Annotated in this window: 11 protein-coding genes, 2 rRNA genes and 1 pseudogene; 10 read left to right on the top strand and 4 right to left on the bottom strand. The window is 69.6% G+C overall.

Features of this window, described 5'->3' with window-relative positions:
* Positions 1-194: 194 nt before the first annotated feature.
* The 3 genes from TPA0908_RS02390 (at position 195) to TPA0908_RS02400 (ending at position 4,340) form a co-directional block, all read left to right on the top strand.
* Positions 195-3,303, top strand: a 23S ribosomal RNA gene (locus tag TPA0908_RS02390).
* Between the two features lie 82 nt (positions 3,304-3,385).
* A 5S ribosomal RNA gene (gene rrf / locus TPA0908_RS02395) occupies positions 3,386-3,502 on the top strand.
* A 211-nt stretch (positions 3,503-3,713) separates the two neighbouring features.
* Positions 3,714-4,340 carry an NADPH-dependent F420 reductase gene (locus TPA0908_RS02400; RefSeq protein ID WP_281934208.1) on the top strand — a complete coding sequence of 209 codons (627 nt, stop codon included), beginning with the start codon at positions 3,714-3,716 and terminating at the stop codon, positions 4,338-4,340.
* A gap of 54 nt (positions 4,341-4,394) precedes the next feature.
* Here TPA0908_RS02400 and TPA0908_RS02405 read toward each other — a convergent pair whose 3' ends face one another.
* Positions 4,395-6,209, bottom strand: coding sequence for a VanW family protein (locus TPA0908_RS02405; RefSeq protein ID WP_281934650.1), 1,815 nt, complete (start codon positions 6,207-6,209; stop codon positions 4,395-4,397).
* A gap of 187 nt (positions 6,210-6,396) precedes the next feature.
* Here TPA0908_RS02405 and nudC point away from each other — a divergent pair, with 187 nt between their 5' ends.
* The 3 genes from nudC to TPA0908_RS02420 all read left to right on the top strand — a co-directional run bounded on the left by nudC (position 6,397) and on the right by TPA0908_RS02420 (position 9,922).
* Positions 6,397-7,320, top strand: coding sequence for an NAD(+) diphosphatase (gene nudC / locus TPA0908_RS02410; RefSeq protein WP_281934210.1), 924 nt, complete (start codon positions 6,397-6,399; stop codon positions 7,318-7,320).
* Positions 7,321-7,769: 449 nt separating this feature from the next.
* A complete protein-coding gene (locus tag TPA0908_RS02415) occupies positions 7,770-8,321 on the top strand; it encodes a DUF6230 family protein (protein WP_281934652.1) in 552 nt (183 codons plus the stop codon).
* A gap of 80 nt (positions 8,322-8,401) precedes the next feature.
* Positions 8,402-9,922 carry a DUF6114 domain-containing protein gene (locus TPA0908_RS02420; RefSeq protein WP_281934212.1) on the top strand — a complete coding sequence of 507 codons (1,521 nt, stop codon included), beginning with the start codon at positions 8,402-8,404 and terminating at the stop codon, positions 9,920-9,922.
* Between the two features lie 64 nt (positions 9,923-9,986).
* Here the strand turns inward: TPA0908_RS02420 and TPA0908_RS02425 are convergent, their stop codons facing one another.
* Positions 9,987-11,657, bottom strand: coding sequence for a DUF885 domain-containing protein (locus TPA0908_RS02425; protein WP_281934214.1), 1,671 nt, complete (start codon positions 11,655-11,657; stop codon positions 9,987-9,989).
* A 150-nt stretch (positions 11,658-11,807) separates the two neighbouring features.
* On the opposite strand from TPA0908_RS02425, the pseudogene TPA0908_RS02430 reads away from it, so the two are divergent.
* Positions 11,808-12,901 (top strand): annotated as a pseudogene (locus TPA0908_RS02430) (DMT family transporter); the annotation flags it as partial.
* Here the strand turns inward: TPA0908_RS02430 and TPA0908_RS02435 are convergent.
* Both TPA0908_RS02435 and TPA0908_RS02440 read right to left on the bottom strand, forming a co-directional pair.
* Positions 12,784-13,854 carry a PHP domain-containing protein gene (locus TPA0908_RS02435; protein ID WP_281934216.1) on the bottom strand — a complete coding sequence of 357 codons (1,071 nt, stop codon included), beginning with the start codon at positions 13,852-13,854 and terminating at the stop codon, positions 12,784-12,786. The pseudogene TPA0908_RS02430 and the gene TPA0908_RS02435 sit on opposite strands and share 118 nt — an antisense overlap.
* A gap of 58 nt (positions 13,855-13,912) precedes the next feature.
* Complete coding sequence (locus TPA0908_RS02440; protein ID WP_281934218.1) at positions 13,913-14,680, bottom strand: M23 family metallopeptidase; 768 nt, start codon at positions 14,678-14,680, stop codon at positions 13,913-13,915.
* A gap of 208 nt (positions 14,681-14,888) precedes the next feature.
* Between TPA0908_RS02440 and TPA0908_RS02445 the strand changes: the two genes are divergently transcribed.
* The 3 genes from TPA0908_RS02445 to TPA0908_RS02455 all read left to right on the top strand — a co-directional run bounded on the left by TPA0908_RS02445 (position 14,889) and on the right by TPA0908_RS02455 (position 16,075).
* A complete protein-coding gene (locus TPA0908_RS02445; protein WP_107162256.1) occupies positions 14,889-15,185 on the top strand; it encodes a hypothetical protein in 297 nt (98 codons plus the stop codon).
* Positions 15,186-15,257: 72 nt separating this feature from the next.
* Entirely contained in the window at positions 15,258-15,428 is a 171-nt protein-coding gene (locus TPA0908_RS02450) for a hypothetical protein (RefSeq protein ID WP_281934220.1), read from the top strand.
* A 122-nt stretch (positions 15,429-15,550) separates the two neighbouring features.
* A complete protein-coding gene (locus TPA0908_RS02455) occupies positions 15,551-16,075 on the top strand; it encodes a tRNA adenosine deaminase-associated protein (protein WP_281934223.1) in 525 nt (174 codons plus the stop codon).
* Positions 16,076-16,138 lie beyond the last annotated feature (63 nt).

The following is a 16,138-nucleotide window of genomic DNA, read 5'->3' on the forward strand; positions in this document are numbered from 1 at the left end:
AGAGCACCCTGTTGGGTCCTGAAGGAACAACTACGGTTGTTGTTTCAGAGCCTTGATGGTGGGCGGGAGCCTGCCGGGGCGCCAGGCATGGCCTGGTCTCGCATACCGCCGGCGGTTGTCGGGTTTGGTGTGGGGCTGTGGGTTGTGGGTTGGTTGTTTGTTGAGAATTGCACAGTGGACGCGAGCATCTTTGTGGTCAAGTTGTCAAGGGCGAACGGTGGATGCCTTGGCACCAGGAGCCGATGAAGGACGTGGGAGGCCGCGATAGGCCTGGGGGAGCTGTCAACCAAGCTGTGATCCCAGGGTGTCCGAATGGGGAAACCCGGCATCAGTCATGTGATGTCACCCGCACCTGAACACATAGGGTGTGTGGGGGGAACGCGGGGAAGTGAAACATCTCAGTACCCGTAGGAAGAGAAAACAAACAGTGATTCCGTGAGTAGTGGCGAGCGAAAGCGGATTGAGGCTAAACCGGATGCGTGTGATACCTGTCAGGGGTTGCGTGTTCGGGGTTGTGGGACCCTGCGAAACGAGCTGACACTCGTTTGAGGAGTTACAAAGCCAGTGGTTAGTCGAACAGTCTGGAATGGCTGACCGTAGACGGTGATAGTCCGGTAGGTGAAAGCTGCTGGTCTTCTGTGGGTGTTCCCGAGTAGCGGCGGACTCCTGAAATCTGCCGTGAATCTGCCAGGACCACCTGGTAAGCCTAAATACTTCCTGGTGACCGATAGCGGACAAGTACCGTGAGGGAATGGTGAAAAGTACCCCGGGAGGGGAGTGAAATAGTACCTGAAACCGTTCGCCTACAATCCGTCGGAGCCTTACGGGGTGACGGCGTGCCTTTTGAAGAATGAGCCTGCGAGTTAGTGGCATGTGGCGAGGTTAACCCGTGTGGGGGAGCCGTAGCGAAAGCGAGTCTGAATAGGGCGTTTTTAGTCGCATGCTCTAGACCCGAAGCGGAGTGATCTAGCCATGGGCAGGCTGAAGCGCGGGTAAGACCGCGTGGAGGGCCGAACCCACCAACGTTGAAAAGTTGGGGGATGACCTGTGGTTAGGGGTGAAAGGCCAATCAAACTCCGTGATAGCTGGTTCTCCCCGAAATGCATTTAGGTGCAGCGTCGCGTGTTTCTTGCCGGAGGTAGAGCACTGGATGGTCTAGGGGGCCCACAAGCTTACCGAAATCAGCCAAACTCCGAATGCCGGTAAGTGAGAGCGCGGCAGTGAGACTGCGGGGGATAAGCTTCGTAGTCGAGAGGGAAACAGCCCAGATCACCAGCTAAGGCCCCTAAGCGTGTGCTAAGTGGAAAAGGATGTGGGGTCGCATAGACAACCAGGAGGTTGGCTTAGAAGCAGCCACCCTTTAAAGAGTGCGTAATAGCTCACTGGTCAAGTGGTTCCGCGCCGACAATGTAGCGGGGCTCAAGCACACCGCCGAAGCTGTGGCATTCACATTTCAACTTCGCGGCGCCTTGATGTGTCGTGCAGGTGTGTGGATGGGTAGGGGAGCGTCGTGCCGGGGGTGAAGCGACGGGGTGACCCAGTCGTGGACGCGGCACGAGTGAGAATGCAGGCATGAGTAGCGAAAGAAGGGTGAGAAACCCTTCCGCCGGATGACCAAGGGTTCCAGGGCCAGGCTAATCCGCCCTGGGTGAGTCGGGACCTAAGGCGAGGCCGAGAGGCGTAGTCGATGGACAACGGGTTGATATTCCCGTACCCGCGAAAGAGCGTCCCTGATGAACCTCGTTGTGCTAACCACCCGAGCTCCGGGCGGTCTTCGGACCAAACGGGGGGAGCGTGGGAACCTGGCGGGTAGTAGTCAAGCGATGGGGTGACGCAGGAAGGTAGCTGATCCCGGCCGGTGGTTGTGCCGGGGTAAGCGTGTAGGCCGTGCCATAGGCAAATCCGTGGCGCATGTAGGCTGAGACGTGATGCCGAGCCGATTCAGGTGAAGTCAGTGATCCTATGCTGCCGAGAAAAGCCTCTAGCGAGTTCTTAGCGGCCCGTACCCCAAACCGACACAGGTGGTCAGGTAGAGAATACCGAGGCGATCGGGCGAACTGTGGTTAAGGAACTCGGCAAATTGCCCCCGTAACTTAGGGAGAAGGGGGGCCGGAGACGTGAAGCCCCGCGCGGGTGGAGCGTTGTATGGCCGCAGAGAGCAGGGGGAAGCGACTGTTTACTAAAAACACAGGTCCATGCGAAGAAGTAATTCGATGTATATGGACTGACGCCTGCCCGGTGCTGGAACGTTAAGGGGACCTGTTAGCTCTTCGGGGCGAAGCGGAGAACTTAAGCGCCAGTAAACGGCGGTGGTAACTATAACCATCCTAAGGTAGCGAAATTCCTTGTCGGGTAAGTTCCGACCTGCACGAATGGCGTAACGACTTCCCCACTGTCTCAACCACAGGCCCGGCGAAATTGCATTACGAGTAAAGATGCTCGTTACGCGCGGCAGGACGGAAAGACCCCGGGACCTTTACTATAGCTTGACATTGGTATCTGAATTAGCTTGTGTAGGATAGGTGGGAGCCGGTGAAGTCCATACGCCAGTATGGGTGGAGGCAATCTTGAAATACCACTCTGGTTGATTTGGGTATCTAACTTCGGACCGTTATCCGGTTCAGGGACAGTGTCTGGTGGGTAGTTTAACTGGGGCGGTTGCCTCCTAAAGGGTAACGGAGGCGCCCAAAGGTTCCCTCAGCCTGGTTGGCAATCAGGTGTTGAGTGCAAGTGCACAAGGGAGCTTGACTGTGAGACTGACAGGTCGAGCAGGGACGAAAGTCGGGACTAGTGATCCGGCACTGGCATGTGGAAGCGGTGTCGCTCAACGGATAAAAGGTACCCCGGGGATAACAGGCTGATCTTCCCCAAGAGTCCATATCGACGGGATGGTTTGGCACCTCGATGTCGGCTCGTCGCATCCTGGGGCTGTAGCAGGTCCCAAGGGTTGGGCTGTTCGCCCATTAAAGCGGTACGCGAGCTGGGTTTAGAACGTCGTGAGACAGTTCGGTCCCTATCCGCCGTGCGCGTAGGATACTTGAGAAGGGCTGTCCCTAGTACGAGAGGACCGGGACGGACGAACCTCTGGTGTGCCAGTTGTCCCGCCAGGGGCACGGCTGGTTAGCTACGTTCGGAAGGGATAACCGCTGAAAGCATCTAAGCGGGAAGCTCGCTTCAAGATGAGGTATCCCACCCACTTTGTGGGGTAAGGCCCCCAGCTAGACGACTGGGTTGATAGGCCGGAAATGTAAGCCCGGTAACGGGTTCAGTTGACCGGTACTAATAGGCCGAGGACTTGACTACTAAGCTGCTACGCGTCCACTGTGCAACTCTGAACAAACACCGAACCCCTTGTGTGGGTTGTTGGTTGATATGTTCATAGAGTTACGGCGGTCATGGCGGAGGGGAAACGCCCGGTTACATTCCGAACCCGGAAGCTAAGCCCTCCAGCGCCGATGGTACTGCACTCGGGAGGGTGTGGGAGAGTAGGACACCGCCGGACAATCTTCCAGTTCAGGGCCACCCTTCGGGGTGGCCCTGAACTGCGTTCCGGCCGGAACCGGCGGAACCTCCACGGCCGACCCGTCGTGTCTCGTACCGTCGAGCCGGGACCGCTGCGCGCGTCCCCCGCCGGACGGGCGGATTCGTCAAACGTGACGTGACGAACGGCGTGTTCGGGATCGGTACGGGCCGACCGGGGTACAGGAGTGGTCATGGAGATCGGAATCATCGGGTCGGGGCACATCGGGGGCACCCTCACCCGTCGTCTGAGTTCACTCGGCCACGACGTCGCGGTAACCAACTCCCGCGGCCCGCAGAGCCTGACCGACCTCGCCGCCGAGACCGGCGCCCGGGCCGTGAGCCTGGAGGAGGCGGTCCAGGGCGCGGAACTCGTGGTCGTCGCGATCCCGCTGAAGGCGGTGCCGCAACTGCCGGCGTCGCTCTTCGACGGCAAGCTGGTCGTGGACGCGAACAACTACTACCCCCAGCGCGACGGCGACGTGGCCGAGCTGCTGGACCGTAGTCTCAGCTCCAGCCGGTGGACCGCCGACCACCTCAAGGGCGCCCGGGTGGTCAAGGCCTTCAACAACATCCAGGCGGCGCACCTGATGGACGCGGGCAAGCCGGCGGGCACGCCGGGCCGGATCGGTCTGCCGGTCGCCGCCGACGACGAGGACGCCAAGCGGGTCGTCATGGGGATCGTGGCGGAGCTGGGCTTCGACCCGGTCGACGCGGGCACGCTCGACGAGAGCTGGCGGCAGCAGCCGGACACGCCGGTGTACGGCACCGACCGGGACGCGGAAGGCGTACGGGAGGGTCTGGCCGCGGCGCGGCCCTGATCGCACCGAGCACGAAGAAGGCCCCGCTGAGCGGGGCCTTCTTGGCGTCCGGGGTCAGGCCCCCGGCTCGGGGGCGCAGATGAAGCGCGGTTCGGCGTCGTACCGCCAGCTGAACTTCTCCCGCTTGACGACCTTGCCGTCCTTCTTGATCACCCGGAACGCGTCCTGGGCGAATCCCACCCCACCGGCGGCGGAGATGCAGTCGGGACCCGGCTTGAGGTAGACCGTCTTCGGCTGGGTGACGTTCCGGCGCGGGCCGTACTCGGTCTTCACGCTGTCGTAGATCTTCGTGCTCCAGATCGACACGGTGATCGAGCTGCCCGTGTACGAGGTGTCGATGAGCACGCCGTGCGGCGTGTTGTTGCGGAACTTGAAGTCGAGTTGCGGCCAGTAGATGGTCGACTCGATGACGGCCGGGTAGCGGCTGAAGTAGAACGAGTGCGGCTTGTGCTCGACGTCCTCCAGCCCGGCGTAGTAGCTCGCGTTGAACAGCGTGGTCGTGAACTGCGAGACACCGCCGCCCACGCCCGGCACCAGCTTGCCGTTCACGATCGTCGGCGCGTCCTGGTAGCCCTGGTCGTAGCCGCGTTCGCCGGTGTGCGCGTTGAGCGAGAAGGTCTCCCCCGGCTTGACGATCGTGCCGTCCACGTCCTTGGCCGCCTGGACGATGTTCTGGCTGCGCGGGGAGGAGAGTCCGCCGGTGAAACGGGTGGTGAAGGTGGAGACCCGTTCCTTGATGCCCAGCTCGGCCAGCTTGGCCTCGGTCAGCTCCGGCGTGGCCGGCTTCAGCGCGGCGGTCACCGCCCGGTCGGTCGGCTTCGGCAGCACCGCGAGCAACGCGGGCCCGAGCACGGCGGCGTCGACCTGGCGGCCGGCCCGGCTCGGTACCACCTTCGGCTTGCCGCCACTGATGGTCAGCCCGGCGTCGCGGGGTTCCACCTCCAGCGTCGCCAGCTTGCCGCCGAGCGCGGCGCGCAGTCGCTTGACGTCGACCCGGGGAGTGATCTTTCCGGCGTCGTCGGTCGGGAAGCGCAGTGACCTGGCGATGGCGGCGGGCGGGATGGTGACCGAGCCGCCGTCGGTGGTGAGCGTGACCGGCGCGGCGACGGCGGGCCGGGCCAGCTCGGTGACGAGCCGGTCGACCTCCTCCCGGGTGGTCGCCGGCCACTGCTCCACCAGGGGCACGGTGACCGGTCGGGCGGCCAGCCACGCCGAGGTGACCGCCGACGTCGCGGCGGTCGTGTCGACGGTCAGCGCCGGCTTCGGGTAGACCGGCTTCGGGGTGGTGCCGGTCCAGATGATGGTCGGCATGGTCATCTCGCGGCCCTGGTCGCCCGCCGCCTTGCGCAGGGCGGCCGCCAGCCGGTCGGCGTCGACCGTGACCACCGGCTCGACCGCGCGGGAGCCGACCAGTCGGCTGACCGCGTGCGCGTCGGCGGCGGCGGCCGCCGCCACGGTGGCGTCCACGTCGACGGTGAGCCCGACGTCGGCCGGCTTCAGCTCGACCTTCTTCTCGCCCACGGTCACGGTGAGCGGGGCGTTCAGCGCGTCGGCGCGGCGTTCCAGCTCGGTGCGCAGCGCGCGGGCCGCCTCGGCCCGGCTCCGGCCGCCCAGCTCGGTGCCGAGCACCGTGGTGCCGCGGGGCACGTCACCGGCGTACGCGTAGGCGCCGACGCCGACGCCACCGGCGAGCACGGCGGCGGTGATCCCGCCGGCCAGCAGCAGCCGGGCGCGTCGGGAGCGCGGCGGCTTCCCCGGGTCGTCGGTGGGCGGTGCGGCGACCGGCTCCAGCTCGACCCCGGGCCAGCTCACCGCCGCCACCTTGATGGTGGGGCGGTCGTCGGCGGCCGGCATCTTCTCGCCGTACATCGTCACTGCAACCTCATCGGAAGGACACGTGCGGGGACCGCTTCCCCCGCGGGAGACACCTACGGTAACCAACGCTCGGGCCGGTCGGGAGTCTCCGGCCGGGCGGTCGTGTCGGGCGGGCGGCGGTGTCGCACCGATCACCCGTTTCAGGGCCCCGTCGACGCCCTGGTCGTGACACGGTGGGCGGGTGCGGGCGGACGAGCGCGGGTTGGCGTACGGCGGTGGCTGGCTGGACCGGGCGGCGGAGCTGCGCGGGGACGCGAACTGGCTGGCCGAGCGGCGGACCGATCCGGCGAGTGTGGTGCTGCCGTGCTGGCGGGACCGGTGCCTGGTGGACGCCGGGCGGGCGCCGGTGCGGCCAACCGTGGTGGACGCGGCCGTTTTGCTCGCCGCCGCCGACGAGACGGTCTTCCTGGGGCTGGACGCGGGCCGGGCGGTGTTCGCCGCCGACCTGTCCGGCCGGGAGGAGGGCGAGGCCCGCGAGCTGGCCGGCGCGGTCGAGGCGGTGGACGTCCGCGCCCTGGTGGGCGGGCTGACGCCGGCGGAGGCGGCGCTCCAGGCGTACGCGAAGGGGTTGCTGCACTGGCATCGGGGCCAGCGGTTCTGCGGTGCGTGCGGGGCGGCGACGGTGGCCGGCTCGGGCGGGCACGTCCGCTCCTGCACCGGGCCGGGCTGCGCCCGGTTGTTCTTCCCGCGGATCGAGCCGGCGGTCATCGTGCTGGTCGAGGCGCCCGGTGAGCCGGAGCGTTGTCTGCTGGGCCGGCATCGCGGGGCGGCGGAGGATGCCTGGTCGCTGCTGGCCGGGTTCGTGGAGATCGGCGAGAGCCTGGAGGACGCGGTCCGGCGGGAGTTGGCCGAGGAGGCCGGCGTTTCCGTGCGGGCGGTGACCTATCAGGGTTCGCAGGCGTGGCCGTTTCCGGCCGGGTTGATGGTCGGGTTCCGGGCGACGGCGGTGTCGACGCGGGTCCGGGTCGACGACGAGGAGCTGGTGGCGGCGCGCTGGTTCACCCGGGCGGAGCTGCGTGCGCGGGCGGCGGCGGGGCGTTCCCTCGGCCGGGTCGACTCGATCGACCGCCACCTGCTGGAGTCGTGGTTGGACGAGCGGGGCTGAGCTGGCTCCGGTCGGTGGCGTGGTCCCGGCCGGACGGGTGATTGGCTCCTCACCCACAGCGCCTTGCCAGCTCGCCGTTACCGAACTGTGATGTTTGGCGGTGACGACTACCACAGGTGAAACCTGTTCGGCATCCTGTCGTAATCAGGCCGGTTTGCCCTGACCTCCTTGCCCTGGGGATGTTAACCGTTGGTAACCAGGGACGATCTTGATATCACGTCTGTGTTACCCGTCAGTAGCTTGGGGCTTGTGAGGTCTGTCGCTTCGCGAGAGCATCCAATCCGCGACCGCGCGGCCGTTCGGCACAACGGCATCCGCGCCGCCCCGCAGCTTTCCCGTCCCGCGTCGCGTCCCGCGTCCGGCGACGCACCCCCGTCGAGGAGGACCTTGTGAGTGAATCGGAGAACCGTCAGCCGAGTGGCGGCACCCGCTGGCGGCGCTTCGCCGCGATGATGGTGCCGGCGACGGTCGTGGCCGGCGGCATCGTGCTGGGCATGGCCAACGGCGCCATCGCGGCCTCGTTCGCGGTGTCGGGCCAGACCTTCAAGGTCGGCGCCACGAAGCTGGAGGGCAACGGCTTCAAGCAGTACGGCGGCATGGTCGAGGAGAAGAACGGCACCAAGCACCCGGTCGCCGTCTCCGAGATCGCCGACGCCAAGCTCTACGACCTCTGCCAGTCGGTCAACGCCAGCCTGCCGGGCATCCCGATCGTGCTGACCATCAACGCCGGTGGCGACGGCAAGCCGGCCACCGCCACCAACCTGCTGATCGACATGGACTCGCTCGCCGGCGACGCCACGTTCGAGAACATCCAGATCGGCCGCGACGCCAACGACCTCAACGCCAAGCAGGGCCAGCCCGGCGGGTTCGGGCAGAGCGCCGACAAGGTGACCATCACGAAGCTGGAGCAGGTGGCGCGCTCCACCAGCGCCGGCGTCTTCACCCTCAACGGCCTGAAGCTGAAGGTCAACGTGGGCAAGGACGCCAAGGAGTGCTTCTGATCTGATGGCGAGGCTCGCGGAGGGCGCCCTCCGCGAGCCTCGGCCATGTCTCACCCCGTCAGCACCGCCAGGAGGAGTACGTGACAACCGCCGAGACGCAGCAGGCCCGGCCGGGTCGGCCCGGCCAGGCGTGGCGTGGCTTCCGCCGGTGGCGCCGGGCGCGACCGTTCTGGGGCGGGCTCTTCACCGCGCTGGCCGGTCTGGAGATCTTCGCCACCACCCAGATGAGCCTCAACGGCCTCACGTTCCAGATGGGGCCCACCGGCTTCCTGTCCTGGCTCATCCCGACCATCCTCGTGACCTGCGGCATGCTGCTCTGGTTCAGCCCGGCCCAGCGGATGTTCTACGCGGTGGTCGCGGCGATCACCGCGCTCTACTCGCTGATCGGCGTGAACCTCGGCGGCTTCTTCATCGGCCTGCTGCTCGGCATGATCGGCAGCGCGCTCGGCTTCGCCTGGGTGCCGCGCAAGGAAACCGCCGGCGACCCGAAGCCGGCCCAGCCGGTCGACGAGCCGGCGACGGAGCCGGCCGAGGAGCCGGAGCCGGCCCTGGTCGACGAGTTGCTGCCGCCCCGGCAGCGGCAGGACGCCGCCACCGGCGTCCTCACCGACACGTTGCCGGAGCCGCGTAACCCGCTGCGCGAGGCGTCGCCCGTCGACCCCGCCGGGCCGGACACGCCCCACGGGTCGGGCTACGCGCCCCGGGCGTACGCGATCCTGCTGGTTCTCGCGGTCTCCCTGGCCGGCCTGGTGGCGCTCCGCGACCAGCGGCCGGCGGTCGCCGCGCCGGCGGCCTGCCCGACCACGTCGGCGCCGGCGCCGAAGCCGTCCGCCTCGAAGACCGCGTCGGCGTCGCCGTCGGCCAGCCCGAGCGCCACCGCCACGACCGCGCCGCCGGCCGAGGACCCGGACGGCAACCTGCTGACCGACCTCGTCGACGGCATCACCGGCCTGTTCACCGGCGGGGAGGAGGAGGCCGAGCCGTCGCCGTCGCCCGTGGCCCCCGCCGCCGCAGCCGCCACGCCGAGCGGGAGCGGCACGCCGAAGCCCAGCGGCAGCGCCAAACCGTCGACCCCGGCGAAGCCGGGAGCCGACTGCGACGACGCCGACCCCGCCCCGACCAAGCCCGCGCCGGTCGAGGAGGGCAAGCCGCTGCCCAAGCTGGCCGCCGACCCCGACCAGCCGCTCGTGGCCGACCCGCCCTCCCGGCTCACCGGCTCCAAGGTGACCATGACCGGACTGCGCTTCGAGGGCATCGTCGAGCTGCCCACCTACCGGGGCAAGCTCAAGTGCCTGAAGTTCACCATGGACAAGGCGGTCACCGACGACTTCACGCTGCTGGCCAACGGCCCGGCGGGCAAGAAGCAGCGGTACGTCACCGACCGGCTCACCGTCTCCGGTGACGTCGCGTTCTACGCCACCCGGTTCGTCGGGCACCTGCTCGGCATCAAGATCACGCTGACGCCGGACCTGCCCTTCCCGGACGGCATCCCGATCACCTCGCCGATCCCGATCAGCTTCGACGACCCGGTGATCGAGCTGGCGTACGAGCACTCGAAGTCGCTCACCGCCAAGCCGGTGCTCCGGGTCGACCTGGCCTGATCCGGGCGCACCACGGAAACGGCCGGGCGTCGGAGGTCCCTCCGACGCCCGGCAACCGTCGTCCTCAGAGCCTTTCCAGCGCCCGGCGCAGCGGGTCGAGCCCCAGCGCGCCCAGGTCGAGCGCCTGGCGGTGGAACTCCTTCAGGTCGAAGTCGGCGCCCTTGCGGGCCTTCGCGTCCTCCCGGGCCTGCAACCAGATCCGCTCGCCCACCTTGTAGGAGGGGGCCTGCCCCGGCCAGCCGAGGTAGCGGTTCAGCTCGAAGCGCAGCGTCTCGTCCGGCACCCGGCAGTGCGCCCGCATGAACTCCCAACCCAGCTCCGGCGTCCAGCGCTCGCCCGGGTGGAAGCCGAACGGATTGTCCACCGGGATCTCCAGCTCCAGGTGCATGCCGATGTCGACGATCACCCGGGCCGCCCGCAACGCCTGCCCGTCGAGCATGCCGAGCCGTTCCCCCGGGTCGGCCAGGTAGCCCAGCTCGTCCATCAGCCGCTCCGAGTAGAGCGCCCAGCCCTCGCCGTGCCCGGAGACCCAGCAGAGCAGCCGCTGCCAGCGGTTGAGCAGGTCGGCCCGGACGGCGGTCTGCGCGACCTGGAGGTGATGGCCCGGCACCCCCTCGTGGTAGACGGTGGTCACCTCACGCCAGGTGGAGAACTCGGTGATGCCCTGCGGCACCGCCCACCACATCCGCCCCGGCCGGGAGAAGTCCTCGCTCGGGCCGGTGTAGTAGATCGCGCCGTCGCTGGTCGGCGCCAGGCAGCACTCGATCCGGCGGACCTGCTCCGGGATGTCGAAGTGGGTGCCGTCCAGCTCGCTGATCGCCTGGTCGGCGAGCGCCTGCATCCAGTCGCGGAACGCCTCCTTGCCGCGGACCGTCCGCGCCGGGTCGGCGTCGAGCGCACGGACCGCGTCGTCGACCGAGGCGCCGGGGCCGACGATCCGCGCGGCCACCGCCCGCATCTCGGCCTCCAGGCGGGCCAACTCCGCGAAACCCCAGGCGTACGTCTCGTCCAGGTCGACCTTCGCGCCAAGGAAGTACTGCGAGGCCAGTTCGTAGCGCTCCCGGCCGGCGGCCTGCTTCTGCCGCCCGACGGGGGCCAGCTCGGTGCGGAGGAAGTGCCCGAACTCGGCGGTGGCCGCGGTCGCGGCGGCGGCGCCCTTGCGCAGCTCGGCACCGAGCGTGCCGTCCGCGTCGAGGCGTTCGGCCAGGCCGTGGAAGAAGTTGTCGCCGTCCGGGTCGACCCAGATGTCGCACTGCTTGGCGACCTCGACGAGCTGCACCTGCGAGCTGACCCGCCCGGCCGCCGCCGCCTCACGCAGCGTGCGCTTGTAGCCCTCCAACGCGGACGCGAACCGGTTGAGCCGGGTGGCGACGTTCGCCTTCGCCTCCTCGCCGTCGGTCGGCATCAGGTCGAAGACCATCCGCAGCTCGTGCAGCCCACTCGTGATCACGCTGACTTCGCTGGTGGTCTCGCCGCTGTCGTAGCGGGCGAGTTCCAGGCCGAGGCGTTCCTGCATCGCCTCCTGCGCGGTCCGCTCCGCCTCGGTCTCCGCCTCGGTCACGTCGAGCTGGCCCAGCGTGCGCCGGGCCAGCTCGGCACGGGCCGCGTAGCCCTCGGGCGACAGGTCGTCGAGCTGGTCGTCGTAGCCGGCGATGCCGACGTAGGTGGCCCCGGTCGGACTCAGCGGAGCCCACTGGGCCACGTACCGGTTGGCGAGGTCATCGATTCGTCCCACGGGGCGACCCTACGTGACCGGGTCACCCCCGTGTCGAGCCTGTTTGCCGTGTTCAGGGTCGGGCATCGAACAGTTGCTGTGGCGGTCGACACGGCGGCCGAAATCCGCGCGACTTCGTCGTACCGAAGGGGCAGAGTGTCAGGGGTGAACATGGATTTCGCCCCTGACCGGGCACCGCTGCGGAGCTGGCTGCCCGGGTTCGTCGCACTGGCCGCGATCTGGGGTTCCAGCTTCCTCTTCATCAAGGTGGGGGTGGGGGAGCTGCACCCCGTGCACCTCACGCTCTACCGGGTGGCCACCGGCGCGGCCACGCTGCTCGTGGTGCTGGTCGTGCTGCGCGACCGGCTGCCCCGCGAGCCGGCGGTCTGGGGCCACCTGCTGGTGGTCGCCGCGTTCGGCGTCGCGCTGCCGTTCACCCTGTTCGGCTACGGCGAGCAGCGGGTCGAGTCCATGCTGGCCGGCATCTGGAACGCCACCACGCCGCTGATCGTGCTGCCGCTGGCGGTGCTGGTGTTCCGTACCGAGCGGTTGACCGCGCGCCGGGCGGTCGGGCTGGCGCTGGGCTTCGTCGGCGTGCTGGTGGTGCTCGGTGTCTGGGCGGGCGTCGGCGGCGCGCACTTCACCGGCCAACTCATGTGCCTCGGGGCGGCGGCCTGCTACGGGCTGGCGATCCCGTACCAGAAGAAGTTCATCGCCGGACGCGCGTACTCGGGACTGTCGCTGTCGGCGGCCCAACTGCTCGTGGCGACCGCGCAGCTCGCGCTGGCCGCGCCGCTGGTGGCCGGTGCGCCGCCGGTGCCGACCGACCTGTCCCCCCGGGTGGTGGCCAGTGTGCTCGCGCTCGGCGCGCTCGGTACCGGGCTCGCCTTCGTGATCAACCTGCGCAACATCCGGCTGGCCGGGGCCAGCACGGCGTCCACCGTGACGTACCTGGTGCCGGTCTTCGCGGTGGTGGTCGGTGCCGTGGTGCTCGGCGAGCGGATGAACTGGCACCAGCCGGTGGGCGCGCTGATCGTGCTGGTCGGGGTGGCGGTCGCGCAGGGCCTGGTCGGCCGGCGCCGGCCCGCCCCGACGCCGGTGGCGCCCGCCGGCCGCCCGGTCGAGCCGGCCGCCCGGGCCTGACCGCTCAGCCCCGGCCCGCCGTCCACTTCACCAGGCGGTCGGCGGTCCACGTGTTGATCACCCGGTCGGCCGGTACGCCGCAGCGCGCCGCCCGTTCGCACCCGAAGCGCTGCCAGTCGAGCTGCCCGGGGGCGTGCGCGTCGGTGTCGATGGCGAACCGGCAGCCCGCCTCCAGCGCGCGGCGGATCAGCCGCTTCGGCGGGTCCTGCCGCTCCGGCCGGGAGTTGATCTCGACGGCGACGTCGTGCTCCGCGCAGGCGGCGAAGACGGCGTCCGCGTCGAACTCGCTCTCCTTGCGGGTACGCGGCCGGTGCCCCTTGTCGCCCGGCCCGGTCACACCGGCCGGCCGGGAGGACACCATCCGGCCGGTGCAGTGCCCGAGGATGTCCAGGTGCGGGTTGGCGATCGCGGTCACCATCCGGCGGGTCATCTTCGCCCGCTCGTCGTTGAGGCCGCTGTGCACCGAGCCGACCACCACGTCCAGCCGGGCCAGCAACTCGTCGGTCTGGTCGAGTGAGCCGTCGGCGAGGATGTCGACCTCGATGCCGGTGAGGATGCGGAAACCCTTCGGCAGCGCCTCGTTCACGGCGGCCACGTGGTCGAGCTGCCGGCGGAGCCGGTCCGCGGTCAGCCCGCGGGCCACCTTCAACCGGGGCGAGTGGTCGGTGAGCACCACGTACTCGTGCCCCAGCTCGACCGCGGCCAGCGCCATCTCCTCGATCGGTGAGCCGCCGTCCGACCAGTCCGAGTGGGTGTGGCAGTCGCCGCGCAACGCGTCCCGCAGCGTCGCCGCCTCCTCGTCCAGGTCGGTGCCCTCGGTGGCCAGCATCCGACGCAGGTAGACCGGCTCCTCGCCGGCCAGCGACTCGGCCACGCAGCGGGCGGTGACGTCGCCGACGCCGGCCAACTCGGTCAGCTTGCCGGTGCGGGCCCGCTCGGCCACCTCGCCGGCCGGCAACGCGCCCAGCGCCGCGGCCGCCGACCGGAACGCCCGCACCCGGTAGGTGGCCTCGTTGGCGCGTTCCAGCAGGAACGCGATCCGGCGCAGATCGGCGAGGGGATCCCGGGCAGTCATGCAGTGGAACCTACGCGCTCCGGCCGCCCGCCGTGCGCCGCCGGACCCGCGCGTCGGGTCAGCCGCCCGCCGCGGACCGGCCCGGCGACGCCGGGCAGCCGTGCTTGCGCTGCCAGGCGGTGACCTCGGCGACCGGAGACCGGTTGCCGCCCTTGCGCCAGGAGTTCAGGTAGGGCGCCGGCCAGACCACCCCGCGACGGATCCACCAGTCGTCGTGGCCGGAGCACTTCGGGGAGAGCCCGAAGTGCAGGTGGCACACGTTGTTGGCGTTGCCGGTGCGGCCCACCTTGCCGAGCTGCTGCCCGGCGCGCACACGGACGCCGGCGTCGACGCCGGACACGATCGCGCTCAGGTGCGAACCGTAGTAACGCACCCCGTCGTCGCCGAGCAGCGAGACCGAGAGCCCACCGTTGTTCGGCCCCATCGGCCCCCGCTTGTCGAACCGGTCCACCCGGCTCACCTCGAGCACCACCCCGTCGGTGACCGCCACCACCGGCTCACCGCAGTCGGCGAAGACGTCGGTGCCCGGGTAGCCGCCGTGCGTCGGGTGGTAGTCGACGTTGCCGGCCCGGACCGGGAAGACGCGTCGCGGCGCGGGGCGCGACGGTGTCGGGGCGGCGGCGGTGGCGGTCGGGGCGGCGGAGGCGGCCGGTGGGGCCGGGCTCGCCGTCGGCTCGGCGGGTTGCGTCGCCGTCACCATCGGGCTCGGGTCCTGCCACGCGTCCGCGGGCGCCGCGGGCCGGTCGCACCCGGCGGCCAACGCCGCGACGAGCAACAGGACCGGGAACGCCGGACGCGCGCGGCGGCCGATCGATGGCGAGCGCATCCGATCATCCTGGCAGACCACTACCGTGGGAACGAAAGCGCCGACCCGGTCGCACCGGCCGGTCACGGTGGGTGACGTCGGGGTCGATGGGTCGGGGAGGGGAGCAGCGGTGACGAACGGGTGGCACGGGGCAGCCGGAGCGAGCGGTCCGGGGGCGTTCCACGCGCCGCCGCGTACCCCGTCGGGGCTCTTCCCGTCCGGCGGGCCGATGCGCCCCAGCTACCGCGAGCCGTACCCGGTGACCGGCGCCGGCGTGGCGCTCGGCGCGGTGGTCACCTTCGCCTGGTTGCTGCTGTTCGGGCTGGTCGGCCGCGACGTGCCCGGCTACGCCTGGTGGACGGTGCTGGCCGGCGGCGTCGCCTGGGCGGTCGCCGCGGTGCTGGTCCGCCACGGCGACCGGGGGGTGGCGACCGGGGTGGCGATCGTCACCGCGGGCGGCTGGAGCATCGCCGCCGCGATCGTCGCGGTGCGGTGGGCGCAGACCGGCGACTGGCCGCTCTGGTGACCTTACGTGCCGCTTTCGCTGCGTAGCGAAGACCATCTTGACGTACGCGCGGTGACGGTTCACGCTCGCCGTATGGCCTGGACCACACCGCCGCGGCTCGACCCCGATCGGAGCCGCCGTCGCCTACAACTCCTCGCCGAGTTGGCCGGTGCCCGTGCGGTACAGCAGCGCGAGCGGCCGCAGCGGGCGCGCAGCGACCGCCTGCGCCAGCTCATCGCCACCCGCCGCCGCGTGGCCGGCTGAGGCGACTTTCTCCAGGAACGGCCGGCCCCGGTCGGGGCGTTGACCGGTCGCCCGCCGACCCGACCGGTTAACGTGCATCGCGTGACGTGTCGGCGTGCTGCCGAGGCCAATTTGGGGGGACCGTGTCGTACTTCGCTGCTGCCGTGGCGCGCATCGACGGCGGCTGGACCGCCGGCGAGGTCAGCCTGCGGGGCGTCACCGACATCGAAGAGGCGGCCGACCGGCTGCGTGACGTCGAGCCGGACGCCGACCTCTCCCTGCTGTTCGTCGAGGCGGACGACACCTACCTGGTCGTCCTGCGCCTCGACGAGGGGGAGGACCTGCGGGTCTTCGGCTCCGACTCGGCGTACGCGGAGGAGTCCCGGCTGGGCGCGCTGCTGGTCGGCGACCTGAAGACCTCGGTCACCGGCTTGGAGGACGTCGACGAGCCGCGCCCGTCCGGCGGCGACGACGATACCGAGCAGCCGGCCGTGGACCCGGAGGCCGACCCGGTGGGCGACGCCGACCTCCTCGCCGACCTCGGCATCCCGGCGCCGAAGCTGCTCGCGCTCTGCGCGCACGAGGGCAACATGCCGGCCGACGTGACCGCCGAGATCTGCCAGGTGCTCGGCTGCGCGGACGAGGTCGAGGAACTGCGTGAGGTCTGAGCCCGGCGAATCCGTGACACCCGGCGCCGTGGAACCGACCGACGCCACCGACCCGGCACTGGA

The organism is Micromonospora sp. AKA38 (assembly GCF_027925725.1).
Classification (GTDB): domain Bacteria; phylum Actinomycetota; class Actinomycetes; order Mycobacteriales; family Micromonosporaceae; genus Micromonospora.

Excerpts from the sequence above, each read along its gene's own strand:
- TPA0908_RS02400 (WP_281934208.1), top strand. The coding sequence starts at position 3,714 with ATGGAGATCGGAATCATCGGGTCGGGGCACATCGGGGGCACCCTCACC.
- TPA0908_RS02405 (WP_281934650.1), bottom strand. The coding sequence starts at position 6,209 with ATGTACGGCGAGAAGATGCCGGCCGCCGACGACCGCCCCACCATCAAG.
- TPA0908_RS02415 (WP_281934652.1), top strand. The coding sequence starts at position 7,770 with ATGATGGTGCCGGCGACGGTCGTGGCCGGCGGCATCGTGCTGGGCATG.
- TPA0908_RS02435 (WP_281934216.1), bottom strand. The coding sequence starts at position 13,854 with ATGACTGCCCGGGATCCCCTCGCCGATCTGCGCCGGATCGCGTTCCTG.
- TPA0908_RS02440 (WP_281934218.1), bottom strand. The coding sequence starts at position 14,680 with ATGCGCTCGCCATCGATCGGCCGCCGCGCGCGTCCGGCGTTCCCGGTC.
- TPA0908_RS02445 (WP_107162256.1), top strand. The coding sequence starts at position 14,889 with ATGCGCCCCAGCTACCGCGAGCCGTACCCGGTGACCGGCGCCGGCGTG.
- TPA0908_RS02450 (WP_281934220.1), top strand. The coding sequence starts at position 15,258 with ATGGCCTGGACCACACCGCCGCGGCTCGACCCCGATCGGAGCCGCCGT.